Annotated in this window: 26 protein-coding genes; 16 read left to right on the top strand and 10 right to left on the bottom strand. The window is 63.9% G+C overall.

Annotated elements, in window-relative coordinates:
* Positions 1-130 precede the first annotated feature (130 nt).
* The 8 genes from OO12_RS17600 (at position 131) to OO12_RS17565 (ending at position 7,968) form a co-directional block, all read left to right on the top strand.
* The gene (locus tag OO12_RS17600; protein WP_034160031.1) at positions 131-499 is read left to right on the top strand and encodes a BlaI/MecI/CopY family transcriptional regulator; all 369 of its coding nucleotides are present in this window, start codon (positions 131-133) and stop codon (positions 497-499) included.
* Positions 496-2,157, top strand: a complete 1,662-nt coding sequence (locus tag OO12_RS17595) for a M56 family metallopeptidase (RefSeq protein ID WP_034160030.1) — start codon at positions 496-498, stop codon at positions 2,155-2,157. The genes OO12_RS17600 and OO12_RS17595 overlap by 4 nt, the downstream gene beginning before the upstream one ends.
* A gap of 97 nt (positions 2,158-2,254) precedes the next feature.
* Positions 2,255-3,115, top strand: a complete 861-nt coding sequence (locus tag OO12_RS17590) for an MBL fold metallo-hydrolase (RefSeq protein WP_034160058.1) — start codon at positions 2,255-2,257, stop codon at positions 3,113-3,115.
* 3 nt (positions 3,116-3,118) lie between these two features.
* Entirely contained in the window at positions 3,119-3,820 is a 702-nt protein-coding gene (locus OO12_RS17585) for a DUF4230 domain-containing protein (RefSeq protein ID WP_034160029.1), read from the top strand.
* Between the two features lie 76 nt (positions 3,821-3,896).
* Positions 3,897-4,616: a hypothetical protein gene (locus OO12_RS17580; RefSeq protein WP_034160028.1), complete on the top strand. Its 720-nt coding sequence runs from the start codon at positions 3,897-3,899 to the stop codon at positions 4,614-4,616.
* Between the two features lie 65 nt (positions 4,617-4,681).
* Positions 4,682-5,707 (top strand): quinolinate synthase NadA, encoded by a 1,026-nt coding sequence (nadA, locus tag OO12_RS17575; RefSeq protein WP_052216003.1) that lies wholly within the window; start codon positions 4,682-4,684, stop codon positions 5,705-5,707.
* A 78-nt stretch (positions 5,708-5,785) separates the two neighbouring features.
* Complete coding sequence (locus tag OO12_RS17570; protein ID WP_034160027.1) at positions 5,786-7,672, top strand: asparagine synthetase B family protein; 1,887 nt, start codon at positions 5,786-5,788, stop codon at positions 7,670-7,672.
* Between the two features lie 20 nt (positions 7,673-7,692).
* Positions 7,693-7,968, top strand: coding sequence for a PqqD family protein (locus OO12_RS17565; RefSeq protein WP_034160026.1), 276 nt, complete (start codon positions 7,693-7,695; stop codon positions 7,966-7,968).
* A 105-nt stretch (positions 7,969-8,073) separates the two neighbouring features.
* Here the strand turns inward: OO12_RS17565 and OO12_RS17560 are convergent, their stop codons facing one another.
* The 3 genes from OO12_RS17560 to OO12_RS17555 all read right to left on the bottom strand — a co-directional run bounded on the left by OO12_RS17560 (position 8,074) and on the right by OO12_RS17555 (position 10,832).
* Complete coding sequence (locus tag OO12_RS17560) at positions 8,074-8,949, bottom strand: hypothetical protein (protein WP_034160025.1); 876 nt, start codon at positions 8,947-8,949, stop codon at positions 8,074-8,076.
* Positions 8,950-9,013: 64 nt separating this feature from the next.
* Entirely contained in the window at positions 9,014-9,163 is a 150-nt protein-coding gene (locus OO12_RS28650; protein WP_160296835.1) for a hypothetical protein, read from the bottom strand.
* 136 nt (positions 9,164-9,299) lie between these two features.
* Positions 9,300-10,832, bottom strand: a complete 1,533-nt coding sequence (locus tag OO12_RS17555; RefSeq protein ID WP_235364851.1) for an FAD-dependent monooxygenase — start codon at positions 10,830-10,832, stop codon at positions 9,300-9,302.
* A 146-nt stretch (positions 10,833-10,978) separates the two neighbouring features.
* Here OO12_RS17555 and OO12_RS17550 point away from each other — a divergent pair, with 146 nt between their 5' ends.
* The 5 genes from OO12_RS17550 (at position 10,979) to OO12_RS17535 (ending at position 16,604) form a co-directional block, all read left to right on the top strand.
* Positions 10,979-11,788, top strand: coding sequence for an AraC family transcriptional regulator (locus tag OO12_RS17550; RefSeq protein WP_034160023.1), 810 nt, complete (start codon positions 10,979-10,981; stop codon positions 11,786-11,788).
* A gap of 163 nt (positions 11,789-11,951) precedes the next feature.
* Positions 11,952-12,854: a hypothetical protein gene (locus OO12_RS28135; protein WP_152616497.1), complete on the top strand. Its 903-nt coding sequence runs from the start codon at positions 11,952-11,954 to the stop codon at positions 12,852-12,854.
* An 84-nt stretch (positions 12,855-12,938) separates the two neighbouring features.
* The gene (locus OO12_RS17545) at positions 12,939-14,330 is read left to right on the top strand and encodes a glycoside hydrolase family 47 protein (RefSeq protein ID WP_034160022.1); all 1,392 of its coding nucleotides are present in this window, start codon (positions 12,939-12,941) and stop codon (positions 14,328-14,330) included.
* 60 nt (positions 14,331-14,390) lie between these two features.
* Positions 14,391-16,016: an NAD(P)/FAD-dependent oxidoreductase gene (locus tag OO12_RS17540; protein WP_034160021.1), complete on the top strand. Its 1,626-nt coding sequence runs from the start codon at positions 14,391-14,393 to the stop codon at positions 16,014-16,016.
* Between the two features lie 84 nt (positions 16,017-16,100).
* Positions 16,101-16,604, top strand: a complete 504-nt coding sequence (locus OO12_RS17535) for a nuclear transport factor 2 family protein (RefSeq protein WP_082006614.1) — start codon at positions 16,101-16,103, stop codon at positions 16,602-16,604.
* 39 nt (positions 16,605-16,643) lie between these two features.
* Here the strand turns inward: OO12_RS17535 and OO12_RS17530 are convergent, their stop codons facing one another.
* From OO12_RS17530 to OO12_RS17520, 3 genes are all read right to left on the bottom strand, one after another.
* Positions 16,644-18,428 (bottom strand): DUF885 domain-containing protein, encoded by a 1,785-nt coding sequence (locus OO12_RS17530; RefSeq protein WP_034160020.1) that lies wholly within the window; start codon positions 18,426-18,428, stop codon positions 16,644-16,646.
* Between the two features lie 100 nt (positions 18,429-18,528).
* Positions 18,529-19,164, bottom strand: a complete 636-nt coding sequence (locus OO12_RS17525; RefSeq protein WP_034160019.1) for a cysteine hydrolase family protein — start codon at positions 19,162-19,164, stop codon at positions 18,529-18,531.
* Between the two features lie 4 nt (positions 19,165-19,168).
* Positions 19,169-19,507, bottom strand: a complete 339-nt coding sequence (locus OO12_RS17520; RefSeq protein ID WP_034160018.1) for a hypothetical protein — start codon at positions 19,505-19,507, stop codon at positions 19,169-19,171.
* 224 nt (positions 19,508-19,731) lie between these two features.
* On the opposite strand from OO12_RS17520, the gene nadC reads away from it, so the two are divergent.
* The 3 genes from nadC to OO12_RS17505 are packed head-to-tail and all read left to right on the top strand — an operon-like array spanning position 19,732 to position 21,809.
* Entirely contained in the window at positions 19,732-20,577 is an 846-nt protein-coding gene (nadC, locus tag OO12_RS17515; protein WP_034160017.1) for a carboxylating nicotinate-nucleotide diphosphorylase, read from the top strand.
* Between the two features lie 30 nt (positions 20,578-20,607).
* Positions 20,608-21,096: a hypothetical protein gene (locus OO12_RS17510; RefSeq protein WP_235364850.1), complete on the top strand. Its 489-nt coding sequence runs from the start codon at positions 20,608-20,610 to the stop codon at positions 21,094-21,096.
* Complete coding sequence (locus OO12_RS17505) at positions 21,096-21,809, top strand: ribonuclease T2 family protein (RefSeq protein WP_034160055.1); 714 nt, start codon at positions 21,096-21,098, stop codon at positions 21,807-21,809. The genes OO12_RS17510 and OO12_RS17505 overlap by 1 nt, the downstream gene beginning before the upstream one ends.
* Positions 21,810-21,839: 30 nt before the next feature.
* Here OO12_RS17505 and OO12_RS17500 read toward each other — a convergent pair whose 3' ends face one another.
* From OO12_RS17500 to OO12_RS17485, 4 genes are all read right to left on the bottom strand, one after another.
* On the bottom strand, positions 21,840-22,271 hold the full coding sequence (locus OO12_RS17500; RefSeq protein ID WP_034160015.1) for a DUF4112 domain-containing protein: 432 nt from the start codon (positions 22,269-22,271) through the stop codon (positions 21,840-21,842).
* A 6-nt stretch (positions 22,272-22,277) separates the two neighbouring features.
* Positions 22,278-23,741: an ABC transporter substrate-binding protein gene (locus tag OO12_RS17495; protein ID WP_034160014.1), complete on the bottom strand. Its 1,464-nt coding sequence runs from the start codon at positions 23,739-23,741 to the stop codon at positions 22,278-22,280.
* A gap of 328 nt (positions 23,742-24,069) precedes the next feature.
* A complete protein-coding gene (phnX, locus tag OO12_RS17490) occupies positions 24,070-24,900 on the bottom strand; it encodes a phosphonoacetaldehyde hydrolase (protein WP_034160013.1) in 831 nt (276 codons plus the stop codon).
* Positions 24,897-26,036: a TIGR03364 family FAD-dependent oxidoreductase gene (locus OO12_RS17485; protein ID WP_034160012.1), complete on the bottom strand. Its 1,140-nt coding sequence runs from the start codon at positions 26,034-26,036 to the stop codon at positions 24,897-24,899. Before OO12_RS17485 ends, phnX begins: the two co-directional genes overlap by 4 nt.
* Between the last annotated feature and the right edge of the window lie 25 nt (positions 26,037-26,061).

Genomic DNA, 26,061 nt, shown 5'->3' with positions numbered 1-26,061 from the left:
TATCAAGCCCCTTCCGCTCGAAACGGTCGGAGAGGGTGTCGGTGCCTCGACATTCACCCAGTGTTCAGCCTATTGACTACAGACGTAATCAAGAAGATTACAAGCGTAGTCAGTACGGGAGCGATTCGACATGGCCGAACGGATAAGCGACGCGGAACATGCTGTCATGGAAGTCCTGTGGGATGAGTCGCCCCTGACCGCGCAGGACGTGTCCGAACGCATCCCGGCCGGGCGCGACTGGTCCGCCAATACGGTCAAGACGTTGCTTGGCCGGCTGCTCGCCAAAAATATCATTGCGCATGAAGAAGATGGCCGCCGCTATCTTTACCGTCCGCTGGTTGTACGCGGCGACTATGTCGCGGGTGAATCGCGCAAGCTGATGGACCGGCTGTTCGGCGGCAAGCTGACCCCATTGGTCGCGCATCTCGCCGAGCGCGACGAGCTCAGCGCGAGCGATATTGCCGAGATCGAGGCGTTGCTGAAGGGGCTGAAGGCATGAGCGCCACCCTGTTCGCCGGCTGGGCGCTGGAAGCGCTGATCGCCTCGACCATCCTGATGATCGGAGTCCTTGTGCTGCGTGCACCGGTGCGCCGCGCCTTCGGGCCGGATGTCACCTATGCGCTATGGGCGCTGCCGGTGTTGCGCCTGTTATTGCCGCCCATTCCCGAATCCTGGCGTGAGATCGCGGTCACGCCGGTGGCGCGCGCGAGCGAGACGATCACCATCTATGTGATCGAGCCGCTCGGTGGCGCCGCCGCCGCGACTGCCGGCCCTAGCCTTACCACCCCCGCCGCCACCGCCTCCTATTATCCATCGATTGGCCTGGTACTGCTCGCGTTATGGGCGGTGGGCGCGGTGTCGTTCCTGGCGTGGCATGCGATCTCGCACCTTCGTTTCTGCCGCCGCATCCTGGATCGCCAGGTCCGTGGCGCCCAGATCGATGGCGGCATTCACCTGATCGAGACCGATGCCGCCAGCGGCCCACTCGCCTTTGGCATCGTGCGCAAATATGTCGCCTTCCCGCGCGATTTCGTCGAGCGCTATGACCGTGAGGAACGCGATCTCGCCTTGGCGCACGAGCTTGGCCACCATGCCCGCGGCGACCTGATCGCCAATTGGGTCGCGCTGTTCATCCTTGCGCTGCACTGGTTCAACCCCATCGCCTGGCGCGCGTTCCGCGCGTTCCGTGCCGATCAGGAAATCGCCAATGACGCGGGCGTCCTCGCCGGGCTGAGCCCGATCGCGCGCCACACCTATGCCTGCGCGATCGTCAAATCCGCGCATGGCGGGGCTGTGTCCGCTGCTTGCCACCTCCACACCATCAACGATCTGAAAGGGAGATTAAGGATGCTGACCACCAACAAGACATCACGCTCGCGCCTGATCGGTGGTGCCGCTGCGGTTGCGATGCTGACCGTTGCCGGCCTGGGGTTCACCGCCTCGGGTACCAAGGCGGCTGCCGCGATCCGCAGCAATGTCCAGACCGCGACCGGGGTTGATCTGGCGCGCCTCGATATTCCGTCGCCGGTGGCGCCAGTGGCGCCCGTCCCGCCGGCTCCTGCACCGGCGCCCGCTCCGGATCCCGCCCCCGTTCCTGCACCGGCGACGCTTGCGCAGGTCGAAGCACCCGAACCACCGGTGCCGCCTGCCGCTCCCGAATGGACCGGCGACCGGAGCCGCCAGGTGACGACCACGACGATCAACGACAACGGCAAGAAGACTCAGCGCGTGCGAATCGTCATGCGCGACAGGGACGGCAAGGTTCACACCGAAGAGTTTGACGGGATGGCGGCGCTGCAAAACATTCCCGGGGTTTCCTCGATCAACTGCGGCGAGGGTGGCGATCGCGGGGCAATGGTCATCAACAAACAGGATGGCGGCAAACACAGGATCGTCATCTGCCGCAATCGCATCGACCGCGTCGCACGCGAAGGTGCGGAGACGGCCGCCAAGGGCGCGGCGCTGGCCGCGAACAATGCGGTGAGCAGCCGGGAAATCGAGCGCAAGGCCTATCGATCGGCGCTGAGCGGGTTGCGCAGCGCACGCGCCGACATGGCGCGCAATATCGATCTGACCGGCGAGGCGCGCGACGATGCGCTCGAATCGATCGATGATTCGATCCGCGACATGGAAGCCAATCTTGCCAGGGTTGACTGACGCATAGCGACAAATCGGGGAGGGAACGTGCGCCGGTCACTGCATGGCAGGGGCCGGCGCTCTTGCGTTTGGCGACACCAGCGGCCATCTGATCCGCATGACCGAGCAACCGACCGGCGTGGCTGAAACGCTCGAACCGCTCGTTTCCCGACTGCTTGCGCCCAATCCGTCGCCCTTCACCAACACTGGCACGCAAGTGCATCTGGTGGGCACGACCGACCTTGCCGTGATCGATCCGGGCCCGGATACGCCGGAGCATATCGACGCGTTGATTGCCGCGATCGCCGGGCGCCCGGTTACAGCGATCGTCATCACCCATACGCACCGTGACCACAGCCCCGGCTCGCGTCCGCTCAAGGTCGCGACCGGTGCGCCGATCATCGGCTGCGCGCCGCTTGCTTTCGACGATAGCGGTCCGCGCGCCGATGCATCATTCGACCATGATTATGCGCCCGACCGCGTGCTGACCGAGGGCGAGTCAGTGGTGGGGCGGGGCTGGACGCTGACCGCGCTGGCGACGCCCGGGCATACGTCCAACCATCTCTGCTTCGCCTTGCCCGAGACAAAGGCGCTGTTCACCGGCGATCATGTGATGGGCTGGTCGACCAGCATCGTCTCGCCACCGGATGGCAACATGGCCGATTATATGCGCAGCCTCGACAAGCTGATGCAGCGCGACGACCGCATCTACTACCCCGCGCATGGCGACCCGGTGATGAACCCGCAACGGCTGGTGCGCGGCATGATGGGGCACCGCAAGCAGCGCGAAGGGCAGATATTGCGCTTGCTGCGTGACGAAGCGCGCGCGATCCCCGCCATGGTCGAGAAGATGTATGTCGGGATCGACCCGCGCCTGTTCCCCGCTGCCGAACGGTCGGTGCTTGCCCATCTGATCGACCTGCGCGACCGGGGCCTGGTGATCGAGCGCGGCGATATATGGTCGATCCTCGGAGGCTGAGCGATGGACAACAAACGCATCGCACAGGTCGTTCTCGCCGCTCTGGCGATCATCGCCGCACTGGTCGGCGGCTGGATGGCGTGGGACAGATATACCGAACGCTATGCCATCAGCCGCGAGGATGATGGCACGGCGATCACCAGGATCGTCAGCGCCAAATTCTTCGGCGCCAGCGCGATCAAGGTCGGTGCGCTGTCCGGCACGGTGCAGGCGTCGGCCTCCGACACGCGCGGCTTCGGCATGCTGACCTCCGACAAGGTGATCAAGGCGCCGTTCTCGGTCGATTATTTCGTCGATATGTCGCGAGTATCGGCCGATGCCTATGACTGGGATCCGGCGCGCCGCACCTTGACCATTCAAGCGCCCGATGTCGTGCCCGCGGCACCGAATATCGACTGGGCGGCACAGACCGCCAATCGCACACGCGGCCTGTTCGTTACTCGCGATGCCGCCGATCAGCTGGTCCGCAGGGCGACGCTCAATGCCAAAAGCGCCGCGCAGAAGGAAGGTGTGAAGCCCGAACATCTGGCGGTTGCACGCGAAAATGCCCGCCGTGTGCTGGCCGACATCGCCACTGGTCCGCTGGCAGCGACGGGCCTTGGCGATGTGCGTGTCGTGGTCAGCTTTCCCTTCGAACGCCGTGGGCCGAGCGAGCAGATGGATCGATCGCGCTCGCTCGAAGAGGTGCTCGGCAACCGCCGCTGATCGTCGGCCAGTGATCGCAGGTTGACGCTGTCATGCCTTGGGATAGACTCGCCGGACATTCTCGTGGGGGGAAGCCATGGCGACGATAGCGGATACGCAGCTCGGGGCGGCAAGCCGCGATCGCACCTTCTTCCTGGCAATGGCGCTGGCGATCGCCGCGACGATCGTCGCTGGGTTCGGCCTGCAATTCCTCATGGGACGCTCGAGCCTCGGCGCGCCCTGGTGGGTTCACGTCCATGGCGTCACGTTCATGGCGTGGCTGGCGCTGTACGTGACGCAGAATGTGCTGGTCTATCGTGGCGCGACCGGGCTGCATCGCCGCCTCGGCTGGATCGGCGCGGGCCTGGTGTGCTGGATGGTGCTGGTCGGGCTGTCGGTCAACACGCTGGCGGCGATATTCCACCGCATCCCACCTTTCTTCGAAATCAATGTCTTCCTGGTCATGGACTGGACGAATGTGCTGGTTTTTGCCGGCCTGACCTTCGCCGCGATCCGCCTGCGCAAGCGCACCGACTGGCATCGCCGGCTGATGCTGTGCGGGGCGATCTACCTGATGGCGCCCGGCGTCGGCCGCTTGCTACCGCTGCCGCTGCTCGGCACCTGGATCATCTGGACGATCTGGGCGGTGCAACTGGTCTATGCGAGCGTCGGCATGATCTATGATCTCGTGACGCGCGGCAGGGTACACCCGGCCTATCTCTGGGGCTTCGGCACGATCACCATTGCGACCGCGCTGATCCGTCCGCTGGCCTTCACGCCACCGATGCTTGCGCTGACCGCTGCGCTTACGAGTTGATTGGCACGGGTTGATCGGCGGGGCCAGCGGGGCCATGTGGGCGCTGTATTGGCGGGAGCACGACATTGGACGCACGCGTATCGAACGGCCGGGGTGGCATTGGCGGGAGCCTGACCGGACTCGATCTCCGTGCGGAGATCGACCGGCTGCGCAAGGAGCGCAATGCCGTCATCCTGGCGCATTATTACCAGAAGCCGGAGATTCAGGACCTTGCCGATTTCGTCGGCGACAGTCTCGATTTGTCGAAAAAGGCCGCGGCGACCGATGCCGATGTCATTGCCTTTTGCGGCGTGCGCTTCATGGCCGAGACGGCGAAGATCCTCAGCCCCGACAAGATCGTCGTGCTGCCCGACATGAATGCCGGGTGCAGCCTGGAGGACAGTTGCCCGCCGGATCAGTTCAAGGCCTTTCGCGAGGCGCATCCCGATCACATCGCGCTGACCTATATCAACTGCTCGACCGAGGTGAAGGCGCTGAGCGATGTGATCGTCACCAGCTCCTCGGCGGAGAAGATCCTCAGCCAGATTCCGCTCGACCAGAAGATCATCTTCGGCCCGGACAAGAATCTCGGCGGCTATCTCGCGCGCAAGACCGGGCGAGAGATGCTGCTCTGGCCGGGCGTGTGCATTGTGCATGAGGCATTCAGCGAAACCGAGCTGCTCAAGCTGCAGGGGCAACACCCCGGCGCGCCGGTCGCCGCGCATCCCGAATGCCCGCCCTATATTCTCGACCATGCCGATTATGTCGGGTCGACCAGCGGCATCCTGGCCTATGCCCGCGACATGGAGGGCGACACGCTGATCGTCGCGACCGAGCCGCACATCATCCACCAGATGGAAAAGGCCGAGCCGCTCAAGAACTTCATCGGCGCGCCCGGCGCGGACGGCAACTGCAACTGCAATATCTGCCCGTACATGGCGCTCAATACGCTGGAGAAGCTCTACCTCGCGTTGCGCGACCTGGAGCCGCGCGTCGAAATCGAGGAAGGGCTCAGGCTGCAGGCCAAGAAGAGCCTCGACGCGATGCTCGCCATGGCGAGCGGGACAGTGGGGATGGGCGATCTCGGGCCGGTGAGGGTGACCGGAGACTGACCCGATTGAAGGTGCCGGTTTGAATTTTTCGCGGTAGCGCCGGATGATGGTCCTGTTTCAACGGAGGGCGTGAGCGCGATGGGAGCGATAGCGGGCGTCATCCGCGGCGACGGCTGCGATGTCGAGTCCTCGCTCCTGCACGAGATGGCCGCCACGTTGCCGATACCCGGCGACGACCATGCGCAGCTCTGGCATGACGGGCCGGCAGGCCTGGCCGGTGCGTCGCGATACAGCATTCATCACCAAATGGCGGGGCAAGCGGTCGACGCCACGATCTGCTTCGATGGACGTTTCGACAATCGCGAGCAATTGCTGGGTCTTCTCGGCGACAATGGGAACACGCTGCGATCGGCCCCCGACGCGCATATCGCGCTGGCCTTGTTCGGTCGGCTCGGCGAGCGCTTCCTGCAGGAACTGGTCGGCGATTTTGCCCTGGCGATCTGGCAGGAGCAGGAACGGCGTTTGCTATGCGCGCGATCGGCGACGGGGTGGAGGCCGCTGCTGTGGACGCTCAACGGATCCAGTTTCGCCTTTGCCACCGAGCCGCGAGGCCTGACGGTCGGACTGAGCCATGCTCTCGCGCTCAATCAGGGATTGTTGGGGGAGATACTCTCCGCCCGCTTCGTCAGCCGGACCGAAACGCCGTGGCAGGGCATATTCCGCCTCGCGCCCGGCGGCGCGCTGTCTTTCGAGCGTGGCCATGTGCGGACATGGCGTTGGTACGATGATGTCTATGAGGATCTGTCGCGCCTTTCCGAGCATGAGCATGTCGAGCGCTTCAACATATTGTTCGATCAGGCGCTGATCGCCTGCCTGCGGAGCGACGTACCGGTCGCGGCGCATTTGTCCGGCGGGCTGGATTCATCGGCCATCATGTGTCGGGCGACCGAGCTGCATCGAGCCGGACGGATTGATCGGCCGCCTGGTGCGATCAGCGCCCGCTATCCCGGCGAACCGCATGACGAGACGCGCTGGAGCGCGCTGGTCGAACGGCATCTCGGGATTTCGGCCAGGATTGTCGCAGACTCCGCCCATGATATCGACGCGAGCCGTAGCTGGTGCGCCGACACGCTTCTTTTTCCCGTGCGGCCAAATTCGCTCGGCCCGACTCTATCGGCCTGCCGGTTGATGCAACAACTGGGCGAGCGCGTCCTGTTGACCGGGGAGGGCGGCGATGACTGGATGAACGGCTCCCATGCGCATTGGCCCGACCTGTTCCTGTCCGGGCAAGTCGGCAGCCTGTTGCGAGAAGGATTTCCGCATGGGCTGGACCGGTCCTTTGTCGGCAATGCCCGTCGCGTCCTGGCCCAGGGCATTGGTCCGATCGTCAGCGAGCGACGGCGGCGTAGAGCCGTTTGGCCCTTTGTCGATCCCGCTACGCCCCTGCCGCCCTGGATACGGACGGAATGGGCCGGGCAGGTCGGCTTGGCAGAGCGCTGGCGTGCGGAATCGCACGGAGATGATCTGCCCGGTTTCGCCCAGAAGCGGCGGTCCGCGGCGCTGGCGCCGGCGCATCGGGAACTTGTCTTCGATCCGGTCCTTGCCTGTGTTGCGCGCCACGGCGTGGAGCTGCGTCACCCGTTTCACGATCTTCGTCTGGTGCGGTTTTTCATGGGCGCTTCCGGCGGGATGTTGTTGCGGGATGGCCAGCGCAAACACCTGTTGCGCGAGGCGATGCGGAACACCTTGCCCGAGCCGATCAGGACGCGGCGCGACAAGGCGGGATTTGCCGCCCCGATCATCGATGCGACGGCACAGTATTTCGACCAGCGGCCAGCGACGGAGCTGCTTGCGGCCCGAATGGGATGGGTCGATGGCGCCGTTGTCGGCCAGCTCTTCGCCGGACACCGCGCATGGCGGAATTCCGGTCTTGCCGGCCCTGCTCCCAATCCGTTTCTGACCGGCATCTGGGCTTGCGTTGCGGTGGACATCTGGCTCGAAAATGCCTTTAAGCTTCGGTCGTAACACGATGCGAAGGCCGGTCGATGAGTGAGATACGGGTTCGCCGCACACCGGATCTGATCACCGCGCCACTCGATGACGGCGCGATGATCATGGATGTCGCGAGCGGCAATTTTCTCGAACTCAATCGGACGGCGGCGGGGATCTGGGATCTGCTCGACACGCCGAACACGGTATCCGGCCTGTGCGCGCTGGTGCTGGATCGCTACGAGGTGACGCCGGAGCTGTGCGCTGCACAAATCGAGGCGTGGATGGTGGATATGCGCGAGCATAAGCTGATTGTAGTCGAGCAGGACTGACGGCTCGGTCTTGCGGGGTGTGCCTGTTGGGAGTGGGTGACTGTAAGTGCACTCCCCCCGTCAGCCCCGCTTTCGCGGGGATGACGGAAGGTCACCTAAAATCATCTAACCCTGGTGCAGGACTTCGCTCAGCTGGTCGGCGATCGCCGGAAGAACGGCATAGCCCGCGGGATAAACCAGACGGAAAGCGGGTGTTTTCGACATGATGGCGTTGAGCCGGCTCACCTGAAGCGCCCGATCCTCATGTGGTCCGGCGGGGTTGAACACGACAAGCTGGCGAATGGCCGATATCAGCGCCTCCGCCTGGCTGAGGCGCTCCACACGTATTGCTGTGGCGTTGGGCGATCTTTGCAGCAGGATGCAGGCGCTGAACCGTGCCGGGGAAATCCTGTGGGCTAGCTCCGGATCGTAGCGCATCTTGCCGTCATAGCCTGCCATGCTCGTGCAGGCCCACAGATCCAGTCCCAGTGCCGCGAGCGAGTCAGGCCAGACGCAGACGCCCGTTGTGCAGGGTTCGAGCTGCGGCGCACCGTCGTTCCGCACAATTGAGATATCGTCGCTGAGAATATGCCAGCCGGCGGCCGCGAGCGCGGCGGTGGTGGTTGACTTGCCTGCGCCGGAGGATCCGAGCAGCAAGAGCCCGGCATCGCCTTTGCTCAGCGATGCGCCGTGAAGCGCCGTCCCCCCGAATAGCGTCGCCACGCGCGGCAGTACCCGGCGCGACACGATGTCGGCCATGCCTGGGCCAAGAGGATTTGTTGCGGAAACCAGACTGATCGATCGTCCGTCCGGCGCGACCAATATCGTTCCATCGAACCGCGAGCCGAACGACCAGTCCTGCCCGATCCGGCCGAGCCGAAGCGCATAGCGACCGCCCCATTCGTAGACGATCTGCTCGGGAAAGGGCGGCGGCCGTTCGTGGATCTCGAGCCGGACGTCAGTCCGGGCATCGGCGGCATGCGCAGCATCTAGACCTCTCAATCCCGTCAGGGGTGTCCCCGATGAGAGATTGAGACCGCCGAACCGGTATTGGCGTGTAGAAATATCAGCTTTGTTCGGAGGCGAAATCGATCCCGGCTCCGCCAAGGCCGCGCGCTTCCGTAATGGGGGTAACGGACACGATCTCCGGCTGTAGCCATTCTTCCTTGCACACAGTGGAAGTCTGCGCGGTCTCTGCGTCTTTGTCGATCTGCATCGGTTTCCCTTTACGCTACAGGTGGCTCATTCATAAAAGTCGCGATCGGAGTCGTCCACGCCTTAATATGTCGCGGCAATGACGGCCCGCCATCCCGTACCCGGCATCCTGAGTTGGCCGCGCCACGGTCATGTCATTAACGCACCGGAGTGCCGAACCATCGCGCTATGGCCTGGGCCACTTCCTCGAGGTCGGGCGCGGCCTCGGCCACCCATGCAACGACGCCATCAGGGCGCACAAGCATTGAGCTTACACCCAGCCGGTCCCTGGCGTCACTTGCAACATATTGAATTCGACCATTCCAGCGCGTTGCAAGCGCTCCAAGCGGCGCGCGATCGTCGAAATCCAGCAATAGCCCCTTGCCCGTCGCGAGGAGGGCGCCGAGCTTCGTCCCGTCGGCCAGCTCGAAATCGGGCGCGCTGCGGCCCACCAGGGAGTGGCCGCCGCCAAGATCATAGCGGAGCGAAACACCCCATATGCGTTCGGCGAAATATGTCGCGCCGTCGCGCGTGTCGATGAGATCGCGGATAATGGCTTCGAGCGCGCGCGAACTCCGGCTTGGGCGCATGAGCGCGACCTGCGCGCGCGACCAGTCGAGAATTTGCGCGCCCACCGGATGCCGTTCGCTCAAATAGCTGTCGAGCAGACCGGCCGGCGCATCGCCACGGATTGTGGAAGCCAGCTTCCAGCCGAGATTCATCGCGTCGCCGAGCCCGAGGTTGAGCCCCTGGCCGCCCAAGGGGGAATGGATGTGCGCCGCGTCGCCGGCGAGCAGCACCCGCCCCTTGCGATACGCGGTCGCCTGGAAGGCGCGGTCGGTCCAGGTGGTGGCGAGCCGGAGCGCCGTCACGATAAGGTCAGTGCCGGAGACACGGCGCAACACCGCCTGAACATGGTCCTGCGTGATCGACCGCGTGCGGTGAAACGCGCCCCCGTCAAACTCGACCATCGCGATCGTTCCGGGACGGGCATAGGTATACATGCCCGTTGGCGTGTAGTGGCGGCCCGGGCGGAGCATGTCCGGATCGGCCAGCTCGATCTCGGCGGAATAGCCGGTGAACTCGGGATCGGTGCCGACGAATTCAAAGCCGCCGGCTTTGCGAATTGTGCTGCGGCCACCATCGCAACCGACGAGCCAGCGTCCGCGGAACGTTTCATCGCCGGCCCGAAGAGTCACGTCTTCGTCCGACTGGTCGAAGTCGTCGACGCCGCGATCGCGCCGGATCTCGACCCCCATCGCGACCGCGCGCGTGGCAAGGGTGGATTCGAGATGCTCCATCTCGACCGCCATGCTGGTGCCGGCTGGCCCAGACAGGCGATGGTGCCATTTCGCGGTGTCGATATTCTCATCGTAGAACTGGATGCCGGCGAAATGGCCACCCGGGCGGCGCGGTTGTTGTTGCCAATGCGCGGGAGCCGCGGCGTTGCTGCTCCTTGCATCGTCTTTTGCACGGTCCGGATCGGCGACTTCGTTCAGCAAGCCGCGACGATAAAAGGCTTCGATGGTGGGCGCCGAAAGGCCGCGCATGCCGAACGGAAGCCGCTTTAACGGAGAGCGCGGGTCCTCGACCTGCTCCAGTACCAAAACCGAAAGGCCTGCGAGGCGCAGCTCACAGGCGAGAAACAAGCCGACAGGGCCGGCTCCGGCAATCACGACATCATAGGTCAAAGAAAATTCCTCAAGCGCCTTGGCCACCCAAACGGCCTCGACTGAGTTTCGCAACAACGATAGAGGCATCCGTTCGTGGCGTCATTCCGAAGGTCGGACAGAATGTTATTCATTTCCGCCAAAGCGCCGCGAGACTGAAGCGCATCATGCCAATTTTGCACGTCTCCCCCGCCAACTCCGAACGGCTCGATCCGGACGGCGTGCGTCGCCCGATCGTGACGGTTGGACTGGTGATGGCGGAAGTCGGCAAGATCGAAATCGATTTCCATCGCCACAGAAAGGGCCAGTTCCTGCTGGTGCAGCGAGGTGCGCTCAGTTGCGAAGTCGAGGGCGGGCTGTGGATCGTACCGCCGCGCAGCGCCGTCTGGATTCCCGGTGGGGCGCTGCATGCCGTCACGGTGACTGGTATCCTGGAAGGCTATAACGCCTTTGTCGAACCGGACCTGAATTCGCGTTTGCCTGAGGTTTGCTGCGCGGTCTCGGTGACGCCGCTGCTGCGTGAGCTCCTGATCCGCTCGGCCAGCCTGCCCGCGCTGTATGTCGAGGGCGGTGCGGAGTCGCGCTTGGTGACGGTGCTTCTCGACGAAATCGCGTCAGCCCGGGTCGAGGATCTCCACTTGCCGATGCCATTCGATCACCGCCTTCGCAGGATCGTCGAACTGATGATCGACACGCCGGCGGACCGGGACACGATGGACGTCTGGGCGCGGCGCGCGGGGTTGAGCGAGCGTACGCTGGCACGACTGATCATCCGCGAGACGGGAATGAGTTTCAGCCGCTGGCGCCAACAGCTCGGTGTCATGCTTGCCGTAAAATGGCTGGCCGGAGGCGCTTCGATCCAGCAGGTGGCAAATGATCTCGGTTATGAAAGCATCCCCAGTTTCGTGACGATGTTTCGCAAGGTGATCGGCGTATCGCCAAGGCGCTATATGACTGAACGACACGCTGGCCGATGATGGGATGCCCTGGCGACCTTTGAGGAAAGTGCTTGAGGTGATCTGAGCCCGACTCAGCTTAGCACGGTAAAATGCGCTTCATTTATAAATGGCTCCCGCTACAATATGTTGTGCCGACGATCCCGGGGGGCGTCGCATGCGGGGGTTTTGGGGAATGGCATCAATGGAACATGCGGCTGTGCGGGTATTGCGCGAAGCTATTCGCCGCGTTCCTGTGTTACGATTCGCGTTGGGCCTTGCGGGAGTGGGAGCTGCGGCGGCACTAGCACGTTTTTTTCTGCCTGACGTTAATCTACAGGCTCTATTTTTGGTCCTGTTCGCGTTCATTCTTATGATGGTGCTGCTTCTTATCGTCAGCGTCGCGGCCGGATCAAGTAATCAACTTTCCCGCCAGGCTCAATTGATAACCTGGAGTGTAAGCCTGTTCAGTATTGTGGTTATGGCTTTTACTTTAAGTGCTTTAATGTTCGGTTGGCCGTCCCGCTGGGCTAATATCATACTACCATCCACCGCTGCAATCATTCAGCCTGGGGCAATTAGCGAAAAGGATGCCAGCCCCTCTATTCTGCCATCAAAGGAGATTGATGCTCGATCCGTTTCCGGGTCGGCCAAGCCAAAAATACCATCTGGAGACAACGGTATTTTCCATGCTGCAAAACGTGGGACAACAGCGAAGATCTATTATTATGCAAAGCCAACTGACGGAAGTACGGTCCGCACCGCGTTATCTCAGGCGGGTATAGATTATATTGAGCGACCCACTGCTAAGCAGGGGCGCGTTCCCACCAATGCCATATCCTGTTCAGGAGATGTATCGGCGGACGATTTGCAAAAGGTAATTCGTGCTTTGCGCAGCGCGAATATCGATATTCGTATAATTCGCCAGTTCGAGAATCAAAAAAAATCCAATCGTATCGAGATACTAACATTCTCTTGGGAATCGATAACTGGAGAGGAGCTCCAAATTCTTGAACCTCCTTTGTCCAATGAGCAATTATTCTCCATCACGAAATGTCCGTACATGCTTCAGAACCCAGTTGCTGCGCCCGCTCCAACCAACGGTTGACGCTCATTCTTGTGCGCCAATTTCACATTCGCCATTTGATCAGCGCCAACCCGACCTGGATGGGGGCTGTATGGGCAGAACGGCATGACGAACGAACACCCCATCTCGCGCCGGTTCCTGCTGCAGGGTGCGGGCGCAGCAGCCATCACCTCCACCCCCGCACTCGCCGCCGCCCGTTCTCTCGCAGTCGACTGGCGCGCGCTCGGCCAGGATGTTCGCGCCGAGATGAAATGGGCCTTCGGTCAGTATCGCGAGCGTGCCTGGGGCAAGGATGATTTCAAGCCGATCACCGGCGGCAGCAAGAGTTTCCCGCTCAAGACGCAGCATCTCGGACTGAGCCTGATCGAGGCAATGGACACTTTATGGGTGATGGAGCTCGATGACGAGTTCGCCGCCGCGCTGGATTGGGTGAAGACCAGCCTCGATTTCGATGTCGATGGTGAAGTGTCGGTGTTCGAAACCGAGATCCGGCTCGTCGGTGGATTGCTCTCCGCGCATCATGCCTGTGGCGATCCGGTGTTGCTGGCGAAGGCGCGCGATCTGGCCGACCGGTTGCTGCCGGCCTTCGCGACGCCAACCGGTATGCCGTACCGCTATGTCAATCTGAAGACCGGCGCGGTGCGCGATGCGGTGACGAATCCGGCCGAGACCGGCACGCATATCGCCGAGCTTGGCACGCTCAGCCGGCTGACCGGCGATGCGAAATATTTCGACGCCGCGAAGCGTGCGCTGGTCGCGATGTATGAGCGGCGCTCGGAGATCGGGCTGCTCGCCGACAAGATCGATGCGACCACCGGCGCGTGGCTCAGCCGCCGCGCGACGGTTGGCCCGCCGTCGGACAGCTATTACGAATATCTGTGGGATGCGTGGCAGCTGTTCGGCGACCGCGATTGCCAGGCAATGTACAAAGTCTGCACCGCCGCGATCCTGCAGCATCAGCAAGTCCGTTCGGGCGGCCCGCTGTGGTTTGCCGATGTCGATTTCGAAACCGGCGCAGTGCTGAGCAGCGATCAGGACGAACTGTCGTCCTTTTATGGCGGCTTGCTCGCCCAGGGTGGGGCGGGGAAGACGGGGGCCGCCTATACCCGGGCCTGGGTGTCGGTGCAGGACCGGTTCGGCATCCTGCCGGAGGGGTATGATTATGTGAGTGGCAAGCCGACCATCGTTACCAATGCGCTTCGTCCCGAACTGGCCGATGCCGCGTTCAACCATTGGCTGCTCGATCACCGCCCGGAATGGCGGTTGATCGGGCGCGATCATTATCTGGCGATGAAGCGCTGGAACAAGGCGCGCTATGGCTATGCGGACATGGCGGATGTGACGACCAAGGTGCAGGCGGATCATTGTCCGGGCTATTGGTGGTCGGAGCAGATGAAATATTACTGGCTGCTCTTCGCCGATGCGCCGCGGTTCGACTACGGCCGCAACTATCTGTCGACCGAGGGCAATGTGCTGCTTGGCTTCCGGCACGCCTAGCGGATCATTCTCGCATCCGGCGATTGGCATGCCGCGTCGCCACCCGCTAAAGCCGCCGTCATGTTACGCCTCACCGAACTGACGCTGCCGCTCCATCATCCCGATGAAGCGTTGCCTGCCGCGATCTGCAAGCGGCTGCGGATCACGCCGCGTGAGCTGGTCCGCCATGTCGTTGCGCGCCGTGCGCATGATGCGCGCGACAAGACCAACATCATGCTGGTCTATTCGGTCGATGTGAACGTGAAGGATGAAGCGGGCGTGCTCGCCCGCTTCCGCAAGGACCGCAATGTCCAGCGCACACCCGACACCAGCTATCGCTTCGTCGCCAAGGCGCCCGAAGGTGGTGCGGCGCGGCCAGTGGTGATCGGCGCCGGTCCGTGCGGCCTGTTCGCCGGGCTGATTCTCGCCCAGATGGGGTATAATCCGATCATCCTCGATCGCGGCAAAGTGGTGCGCGAACGCACCAAGGACACTTGGGGCCTCTGGCGGCGCAGTGTGCTCAACCCCGAATCCAACGTGCAGTTCGGCGAAGGCGGCGCGGGGACGTTTTCCGACGGCAAGCTCTACAGCCGGATCAAGGATCCGCGTCATCTCGACCGCAAGGTTCTGACCGAATTCGTCAAGGCTGGCGCGCCCGAGGAGATCCTCACCGAAGCACATCCGCATATCGGCACCTTTCGCCTGGTGACGATGGTCGAGAGCATGCGCGAGACGATCGAAGCGCTGGGCGGCGAATATCGCTTCGAACACCGTGTCGACGGGCTCGACATCGCCACCGATGCGCAGGGCGACCGCAGAATATGCGGACTGCATTTGCACAATGGCGAGTATCTGGCGGCGGAGCGCGTCGTGCTCGCGATCGGTCATAGCGCGCGCGATACTTTCACCATGCTGCAAGCGGCGGGGGTTTATGTCGAGGCCAAGCCCTTTTCGATCGGGGTGCGGATCGAGCATCCGCAATCCTGGATCGACACCGCGCGGTTCGGCGCCGATGCGGGCCACCCGATCTTGGGCGCGGCCGATTACAGCCTGTCGCACCATTGCAAGAATGGCCGTACGGTCTACAGTTTCTGCATGTGCCCGGGCGGCACGGTGGTCGCGGCGACATCGGAAGAGGGGCGCGTCGCGACGAACGGCATGAGCCAATATTCGCGCAACGAGCGCAACGCCAATTCCGGGCTGGTCGTCGCGATCGACCCGGCGCGTGACTATCCCGGTGATCCGCTCGCCGGGATCGCGTTGCAGCGGCATTGGGAATCGCTTGCCTATGTCGCGGGCGGATCGAGCTACAAGGCGCCGGCGCAGAGGCTTGGCGACTTCCTGGCCGGGCGACCGTCCGAGGCCCTGGGCAGCGTGATCCCATCCTATCGACCCGGCGTGCATATGACCGATCTGGCAGAGTGCTTGCCCGAGTTCGCGGTCACCGCGATGCGCGAGGCGCTGCCGGTGTTTGGCCGGCAAATTCGCGGCTACGATCATCCGGATGTCGTGATGACCGGGGTGGAGACGCGCACCTCGTCGCCGGTGCGCTTCACTCGTGGCGAGGATTTGCAGAGCCTCAACACCGCCGGACTTTTCCCGGCGGGCGAGGGGGCGGGCTATGCCGGCGGCATCCTTTCCGCCGCGGTCGACGGGATCAAGATTGCCGAAGCGGTGGCGCTGAGCCTGGGCGGGTCGCGAAGCTGACGCCGAACGACGCTGAGCCGCAGCGATATCGACGATGGCGCGGCCCGGGCGTAGAATTGCCGGGCAGTGCTCAGGGAGGAAAAGATGCGATTACGGACTCACGGTCGGCCCTTGTCGATCGGCATCGCCGTCGTCGCCGCAGCGATGGCGATCGCCCTGCCGATGCGCGCTTCGGCCGCCCTGTCCGCCGCAACATCAACTGCTGCACCGGAATCGCATCAGCTTCCCGCCGATCTCTCCCGTGCGCTCGACGCCTATAATCGCGCGACGATCGGCAGCGATATCGCGGCGCTCGCGGCAATCGTGACCGACGATTACATGCTCGTGAATTCGGACGCGAGCGTCCAGAGCAAGGACTCCTATCTTGCCGATTTCGCCGTGCCGGGCTTCAGACTCGATCCATATGTGGTCGAACAGCCGGTCTATAAAGTGTATGGCGACACGGCCCTGACCGGCGGGGTTTTCCGGCTGAACTGGACTCAGGATGGCAGCCGCCACGATCGCCGGCTGCGCATCGTCCATTTCTGGGTGAAGCGGGGCGATCGCTGGCGGATCAGCTACACGCAGCTTACGCGCGTTCCGGACTAGCGACGGGTCGCTGCGCGCCCTGGCGGGGCCGGGACCCGCTCACCCGATCGGCAAGTCGAACATCAGCTGCCGCACGAACCGCGCCGGCGGCGATCCGTGCGCCAACACCGCATCATTATAGGTTTTGAGGTCGAACTTCGCGCCGAGCCGCTTCTTCGCTTCCTCGCGCATCGCCATATGCTCGCTATAACCGGTGAAATAGCTCAGCAACTGTGCCGATCCCAGGCTTGCGCGAGTCCATTTGCCCGCCGCTTCGCGCTCTTGCTGGAACGCGCCCTTGGTCATCAACTCCATCGCCTGATCGCGCGTCATGCCTTCGGTCTGGATGCCGATATCGAGCAATGAATTGGTGATCGAGCGCAGCCGCATCTTGAGCACGGTCAGTTTGAACAGCGGATCGCCGTCCATATAGTTCGCATCGGCCATCATGCCCTCGGCATAGACCGCCCAGCCTTCGACGAACGGCCCCGACGACAGCACCGCGCGCAGCACCGACTTGTTCTGGTTGGCGTGCGCGATCTGCAGATAATGGCCCGGCATCGCTTCGTGGATGCTCAGGTCCTGAATCATATAATTGTTATATTCGCTCAGGAACGAGGTCGCCTGAACATCGGTCCAGTCGTCCGGGATCGGCGAGATGGCGTAGAAGGTGTCGAGCTGTTGCTCGAGCGCGCCGGGGCTGTCGCAATAGGCCACCGCAACGCCTTGCTGGAATTTGGGCATGGTGATGATTTTCACCGGCGTGTCCGGGACTGTCACCAGCGCCTTGGCGCGCACGAAGTCGGTTGCCTGGGCCAGCGTCGCCTTGGCCTTGTCCATCAGGCCGGTCCGGTCGGGCCGCTGATTGTAGCTGCGCGCCAGCGCCGCCTCGATCGCACGCTGCTGCTGTTCCGCACTGGGCTTGTCGGACAAATTGTTGCCGCCGAGCAGACCGGCCAGGACCTGCCGTGACAGCGCGTACATCTCGGCACGCGTATCGCTCTTCGCCTTGAGTGCTCGCGCCTTGATTTCCTGTCGCGTCAGGGTGGACACCAGCGCGAATTTCACCTTCTGATCGTACAGCGCAGCGCCGAGCCGGAACTCGCCCTTCGCCTGCGGCACCAATATGGTGTCGAGCCATTTCTGATGCTCCGCGACCGCGGACTTGAGCGTGACGATCGCGGCGTCGAAGCGCTTGCGATCGTCCGGCGCCAGCTCTCCGGCATGCGGTGCGAGCATCGACTCGGCGATATCGACCACGCCGCTATTCTGTTTCGCGACGGTGGTGGCGAAGACCTGCGGGACACGGGCGGGCACCAGCTGCGCACGTGCCTGGGCGAGGAAGGCGGGCATTGCCTCCATCCGTGCGGTCGCCGCCTTGAGTCGCTGCGGCCAGGGTGCGAAATCGCGCGCAGCCAGGCCGTACAGCGCGGTGCCGGCAATGTCGTTGTAGACCTGCGCATCCCACTTCCAGCTTTGCAGTGTCTGGAGGTCCCACAGATCGTAGCGCAGCGCATTGTCGAGCAACGCCGCATCGACCTGATTCTCGCGGCTCAGCTGCGCGCGATCGATCTTGCCGAGTTCGGCGAGCAGCGCGTTATCGTGCGCGATGCGCCGCGCGCGCGCCGTCGCCGAGACATCGCCGATGCGGTCGTCGAAGCGGTGGTCGCCAAGTGTGGTGCCATAAACCGGGGAGAATTGCGCGATGCCCTGAACATAACGTGCCGACAGGGCGGCAAAAACGCTTTCAGCCGTCTCTTGCGGCGCCGCCGCGACGACCGGCGTTGCAAGCGGCAGCATGGGCAGGGTAGCGGCGGCAAGCAACAGGGCAAAGGTGCGGCGCATCTGGGTTCCTCCTGAACGATTTTCTTATGCGTTCAGCCTAAGGGGTGCGCGCATTATCGGCAACGCCGGGCAAGACACCTTTCATCCCGCAGGTGGCGGCTCAGCCCAGGCCGGCCACGAAAGCGGCGACATCGGTGATGACGGTATCGCCGTTGAAGCGCAGTGCCGCGACCGATCTCGCCGCTGCCTCCGCATTGCCATGGCCGCACGCATCCTCGATCAGGATCGGCACGAACCCCAGGTCGGCGGCGTGGCGCAACGACGGATCGATGCCGATTTCCATAGCGATGCCACAGAAAGCAACTGCCTTCACCCCGCAATCGCGCAACGTGATGTGGAGCGGCGTGCCCTCGAACGCCGACATGGTGATCTTGTCGAACACCGCCTCATTCTCGTTCGGGGCCAATTCGGACATGATCTCGAACCCCGGCGTGCCGCGCAGGAACCAGGGTTTCACTGCCGCTGGATCGTCGGTTCGCTGCCAGGCCATCGCGGTGCGATAGGCAGTCGATCCCATCAGCGCTTTGGGCAGCGACAGATGCCGGGTGAAGATGGTGCGCACCCCCGCTGCGCGCGCTGCCTCCAGTACTTTCGTGCAAGCCGCAACGACCTGACCCCCGCCGCTGATCTGGCTGCAAATACCGACCTGCACGTCGTAGATGATCAGCGCGAGCTGTGTCGGGTCGAGCAGGTCCCCCAGCGACATCGGAATGGCGAGCCCGTTGAACTGCTTCATGTGACTATTCTCCTGCGCCGATGGTCCGGTCGAAAGGCTCGGCCACATCGATGGCCGCATCGTACAGATTTTCAAGCGGCCAAGGCGCGTCGAGCGGAATATAGTCCCATTCCAGTAACCCCGCACGCGACAGGGGGAAGTCGGCGACATAGCGTTTCGCCGTGTCCACCGAATCGCATTCGAAGACGATCACGACGCCTGGCTCGTCGGCGCGCGCGTAGTTTTCGCGGACGATTCCCGCCTTCCACAGCCGCCACACATTGGAGACTTCATCGCGCAGATAGGGTTGCACGGTCTCCATGGTGACGCCGGGCCTGAAACGGTCAAAGGCGATGATCTTCATGTGAGGCTTTCCTTGGCCGAGAATGGAGAATCGACCTAGGATCGCGACAATCGACGCTCAACGCACCGGATGGTGTGTAAGGTTGGCATTTCCGCCATGGCGAACTCAAGGCCGGCGACCTGTCGGTGAAAATCGGATCGGCAGATTGATCGCTACGCTGTTTCAAACCGAACCGGCCCGTGCAACATGGCCATGAATCGCCGCCAGATGTTCCGGAGACTCCATTGACCTTCACGCTTGACGGTTTCGACCTTGCCGCGTTCGTCGCCGCGACCCTTGCCGAAGACCTGGGCGGTATCGGCGACATTACGTCTGCGGCGGTGATCCCGGCCGATGCGCGTTTCACCGGTGTGATGGATAGCCGCGATGCCATCACCGTCGCCGGCTTGCCGATCGCCCAGGCTTTTTTCCGCGCGCTCGATCATGACGTAAAGATCGAGCTGTTGGTGGAGGAGGGGCAGAAGGTCGTTGCCGGCACCGACCTGATGCGGCTCGAGGGCAATGGCCGAGCGATGCTTACCGCCGAGCGGTCGGCGCTCAATACCGTCCAGCATCTGTCGGGCATCGCGACGATGACGCGCGCCTATGTCGACAAGATCCTTGGCACTGGCGCGATCCTGCTCGATACGCGGAAGACCATCCCGGGCCTGCGCGTGCTGGAGAAATATGCCACGCGCATGGGTGGCGCGACCAATCACCGCATGGGCCTGTGGGATGCGGCGATGATCAAGGACAATCATGTCGCGGTCGCCGGCGGCGTCGGCGAAGCGGTGCGGCGGGCGAAGGCGGCGGGGATCGAGCGGATCATCGTCGAGGTCGATTCGACCGACCAGATCGAGCCGGCGCTGGCGGCGGGGGCGACTCATCTGCTGCTCGACAATATGGCGCCGCCGATGCTGCGCGGCGCGGTCACTCTGGTTGGCGGACGTGTGCCGACCGAGGCGTCGGGCGGCGTGACGCTCGACACGATTCGCGCCATTGCCGAGACGGGCGTGACCTATGTCAGTGTGGGGCGCCTGACTCAGTCGGCGCCGGCGGCCGATATCGGTCTGGATTTTGCCGCCCTGTAACGGTTGCGGGGGCAATGCCCGCAAATCAGGTTGCGCGCGCGCGCGATCGGGCTAAATCTGCGATTTGAGAATAAAGGGGGAACGGGCATGGACCGGCCGGCATCGATCGTGACTTTCGAGCGCCTCTATCTGGGGGCATTGGCCCTCGGCGTGATCAATACCGTGCTGTCCTGGTCCAAGACCGAGGCGCTCATGGCCACGCAGACCGCGCAGGCCCCTCCGGAGGCCGCGCAGATCATCGGCTGGGTCGTGCCGCTGGCCACCGTGATCGGGTTCGGCATCATTTTGCTTCTCTGGTATTTCATCGCGCGCCGGGGCGCCGCAGTCGCAAAATGGATCGCGACCATATTGGTGGTGGCTGCGGTCGGCTTCATGGCCGCCGGGTTGTCGGCGGGCACCTATCGGCCTGGCCTTGGCGGCATTCTCGGGGTCGCTGGCAACCTGCTTCAGGCGGTGTCGATATGGTTCCTGTTCCGCCCGGATACAAAAAACTGGTTCGGCGAAGGAAGCGTCGCATGATGCCGCGTGTCGGGACATTGCTGATCGGTTGCGCCCTCATCGGCATGCCAATGGCAGCGCAGGCGCAGGCCTATAAATGCGCCCTGCCGGGCATGGTGCCCGATCCACGCCCGGACCTGCCCTCGGCCAGCGAGCCGCAACGCGTGCTGCCGATCGGCAGCTATACGCTCGCGATCACCTGGGCCCCGCAATATTGCCGCGATAATGGCCGCGAACCGTCGGCGCGGTTCCAGTGCGGCTCGGGTAATCGCTTCGGTTTCACGCTGCACGGCCTGTGGCCCGACGGCATGGGTAAGACCTGGCCGCAATATTGCACCGCGACGCCCATCGTGCCGCCCGCCGTGATCCGCAGCACATTATGCTCGACGCCCTCGGCGCAACTGATCCAGCATGAATGGGCCAAGCACGGGACCTGCATGGGCACGACACCGGCGGCCTATTTCGAGCGCTCGACCAAGCTGTTCGGTGGCTTGCGCTATCCAGATATGGATCGCCTGTCGCGACGCCCGCTGACCGTGTCGCGCTTCGCCTCGGCGCTCGCGGCGGCCAATCCGGGTCTGCCCGCCAGCGCGATCCGGGTGACCGGCAAGCGCGGCTGGCTCGATGAGGTCTGGCTCTGCCTCGACAAGGGCTTCCGTTATGAACGCTGCAAGGCGGGCAGCGGCGGGTTGTCCGGCAAGGCGCGGCTCAAGATCTGGCGCGGCAGCCGGTAACGGTGCCGGGTTCGGACTTGGGGCGAGACCTTAATTGTTGATGATTGCCGTCGAGGGATGATGACGGTCGAGATGGCGCTTGATGATCTTCAGGTTGCGGGTGTTGGAGCGGAAGAAGAAGTCTGGGATGATGCCGACGACCGGGATCAGCCCCAGCAGAAAGTCGACCCCGACATTGCCGAACATGCGCGCCATCTGAGTCTTCGACATGCCGAGATTGCGTGCTTCCCACACCATCCACGCACCCATCACCGATCCGATCACGTCGCCGCCCACCGGGATCACGTCGAGGATGACGTCGAGACCGATCTTGCGATTGATACCGGGAATGGTGATCAGCCCTTCGAGCAAATGCTCCATCGCCTCGATGCGCTGACGCACCGCGGCGACGTCGCGCCCGATCGGAATCATGCCGGCGATCTTGGCGGCGGCATCGGCGTGCAGTCGGGTCGTGTTGGCCATGTCACCTCAATTGGTGTCGCTACGTAGATGATTCAACGGGTGCCAGGCACGCGAGTTCCCTTGCCATTGCCGCAGCCTGAGCGCGACGAGCGACCAGCGCAAGGGACGGGCGATCGGGATGAAACCGCCATCGGCCGCCAAGGCGGTATCGGCTTCGGCCAGGTGGCGCGCACGCGATACGGCATCGGGTGCCTCGCGCGCTGCTTCTATCGCAGTCCGAGCGTCCTCGCCGCAAGGTGCGCATGCCGTCCCCAAATACCAACGCGCACTATCATAAGGCGCAACCGCATCGATCAGCCGCAGATCGGCATCGGCGTTGAGCGAGACCCGTACCGTGTCGATCCCGATGCTGCGCAGATTGGCGCCGATCAGGGCATAGAAAATGGTCGCGCCAGGCCCCGCGGGCATTGCGATGCGCAGTTGCAGCGGCCCGGGATTGGCGGCACGCCATTCCGACGCGCGTGCGCGTGCTTCGCTGAAGCGATCCGCGGCCGGCAAGGCTGTCCAGCCGGGAATGGTGGGCGGCGCGGCCGAATCGAGCTGTTCGGGCAAGAGCTGCGTGGCCGGAACCCAGTCGGTCGTGAAGGCCGCCAGCAACGCGGCTCGGTCGATCGCACCGGCGATGGCGATTCGGTTGCGTGCCTCGCCGAGGAATCCGGTGCGATTGACCACGACCAGCCCGAACAGGCCTGCCGCCGGATCGAGCCGGCGGTTCGCGGGCGCGACATCGACATGAGCGAGCAGCGGCCAGTCGACAAAGGTGCCGCCGCTGACCAGGTCCGAATCCCGCGCCGCGAAACGCAGCACGGCGCGCGCTGCACGTTCGCCGATCAAGCGCACGTTCGCCGCCGGGCCGGGTTCGGCAACGTCGTCGTCCGGTGATCGCGCAGGATCGAAGGCCGGATGCAGCATGGCATCGCGCTTGCCCGTCGTGGCGATCCGAAACGGGCCGCTGCCGCCGGGTGGGCGGGTGCGGAACACCGCCAACTCGGGCTGGGCGAACAATTTGAGCAAATCGGGGCGCGGACGCTTCAGCCGTACTTCGATCACCTCGGGTGTCATCTCGACCACTTCGTCGATCGCGCTGAGAAATGGCAGCAGCGGATTGTGCGATCCGCGCGCGATCTGGCGGCTCAGTACCGTGGCCACTTCCTCGGCAGTGACCTGGCGCCCATCGCTCCATTCCGCATCACGCAGGCGGAAGATATAGCTCATCCCATCGTCGATCACGATCCAGCGCTCGGCGATGCCGGGTTCGATCTGGCCGGCGGCGTCGAAGCGCACCAGCCCTTGCGCCGTCGAATCGAGCAGCAGGCGGCTCGGCAGTTCCTGGCCGCCGCGCGACGGGTCGTTTAGCCGTGGCGGCTCTCCGATCGCGCTGACGATCACCGGGCCGGCGTCGCTGCGGCGATTGCACCCGCCAAGCGCCAGCGCTGCGGCGATCATCACCGGGATGGCGCAGCGCATCATCGCGGGTGCGTGGATTGATGAAGGGGGCAAGAGAGTTTCATCACCCCATCCTGCCATCCGCGCACGGCGCAGAGAAGGGGCGATCGGTAGGAATTGGCGAAGCGGTGTCGAAGGTGAGTGATCTTGTCCGCGAAGAAATTGCCTCGCTCTTCCGGTTTCCGCCGTGCGCGGGTCATGTCTATCCACCTGAGCTGCCTCGATGCCGACAACACGCTTCGGCACGATATGCGTCATTTCGAATAAACGAAGCATCTGCTGCTCGAGTTGCTGGCGCTCCTTGCGGAGGCCGAGATCGAGCTGGCGGGTGACTGGCCGCCGACCGACGAAATCAGTCGCTCCGGCTGACGCAGTTCGTCGGTTGGCTCCCGGTTCGGCGGAGGGCCTCGATCTCGTCCAGGACCGGCAAGAGGTCGGCAACGCTGTCGATGACGACATGGGCGCCAGCTTCCCTGAGCAAGGCTGCCGACGCGGCGATCCGGCGGCCGCGCTCGGAGGGAGTGAGCGTCATCAATTGATCGGAGGTCAATCCGACGCCATTGCCGGATGCGGCAACGCCCACCGTCCATACGCCCGCGTTACGGCCTTCGGCGATCCCGACCGGCGCATCGTCGACCTTGACGCATGCCGCCGCCGGCCAGACGCCAAGCTCGACCAGCGCGCGCCAGAGCATCAGCGGCGATGGCCGTCCTTCGGCGGTTTCCCCGGCGCAAACCAGGGCGTCGGGCGCATAACCCTGAGCGGCGGCGCGTGGGAGGATCGCCGCCATCATCGCGCGGGTATAGCCGGTGTTCGACCCGATGCGGATACCGCGCGCGCGTAGCGCCTCGACGGTCGCGGCCGCACCAGGAATGAGCTCGGCGCATTCGGCGGCGGCGGCGATCATCAGCGGTTCGACCGCGTCATGGAGCCGGTCGATATCGGCCTGGCCGGATGCCCGGCCATGGATCGCCCGCCACTGCGCTGCCTGTTCCGGCATGGCGAGCAGACGGGCGATATGCGCTCGCTTGGCCATGCCCATGTCGCGCCGGATGTCGGCTTCGCTCGCCTGGATGCCGGCTTCGGCAAGCACTGACTGAAGCGCACGGACCGGCGCGCAACAGCCGAAATCGACCATCGTTCCGGCCCAGTCGAACACCACCGCCCTGATCGCATCGCTCATGCCGCCACTCCCAGGCTGACGTCGTAGAACTTGCCGACAACCTCTTCGGCGATCGCGAAACCGGTCGAGGCACCCGATCCGCTCGTGACCATCACCAACCGCACCGCAGGCTCCGGAGCATCGACGAAACTCTGGTCGGGGCCCGAGGCATAAGTACCGGTCCAGCGCTCCAGCACTGGCGGCGCCTGGCCGAGCAGCGCCGCATATTCATCGAGGATCAGGCGATCCACAGCCTCGGACGCGAATGGGCCGGGAGTCGCGGCATAATGGTGGCTGTCGCCCGCCACCAGCGAGCCGTCCGCACTCTGCACGACGATCAGATGGATGCCGTTGGCGAGATGGTCCGGTTGTTGGGTTTCGAGCAGCGCTTTCAGCGGCTCCGCCTCGGGGAGCGCGGCATAGCCGAGATAGCGCACCATGCTGAGGTCGGACATCAGCGCCCCGGGCATGCGCACCCCCGGATCGGCCAGTCGCAGCATCTGTAGTCGGCAGCGCATCAAGCCGCGCGCGGCGATACGATCGGCATAAAGGCCCGTGAAATCGTCACCCGGGCAGACCACGATCAATTCGGCGTGAAACGTGCCGTTGTTGGTGACGATCGCGGGTGCGGCGATCTCGCGCACAGCCGTCAGCCGTACGAAGGTCACGCCCCAGCGTTCCTCCAGCCATTTGGACAGACGGGGGATGGCAGTACGCGATTCGACGCGCAGGTCATGCGGGCTCCACAATGCCCCCGCCACGTTCCTCGTTCCCTGCAGGGGAAAGCGTGCCTGCATGTCGGCAGCGGACAGGACCATGCAGCCCTCCGCCATCTCGGTCTCGGCAAAGGCCTGGATCACGTTCAGCGCCTCGGGCCGCTGGGCGACCAGCATCAGTCCGCGTTGTTCGATCGCGATCCCGGCCTGGGCTGCGACCTCGGCCCAGATGTCGCGGGTGCGCCGCGCGCGACGCCAGGTGAGACCGCGTTCCTGTCCGGTCACCGTCACGAAACCGAAATTGCGGATCGATGCGCCATTGGCCTGCGCATCGCGATCAATGACCACCACGCGCTTGCCGAGCCGGGCGGCGGCAAGCGCATGCGCCAGGCCAATGATGCCCGCGCCCACGATCGCGACGTCGAATATAGTCTCTGACAAGATATTGTCCTCAGGAAAGCGGCCG

The organism is Sphingomonas sp. ERG5, assembly GCF_000803065.1.
Taxonomy (GTDB): Bacteria; Pseudomonadota; Alphaproteobacteria; order Sphingomonadales; family Sphingomonadaceae; genus Sphingomonas.
Note: the sequence above shows the minus strand (reverse complement) of the source record. Positions and strands in the feature narration are given on the sequence as shown.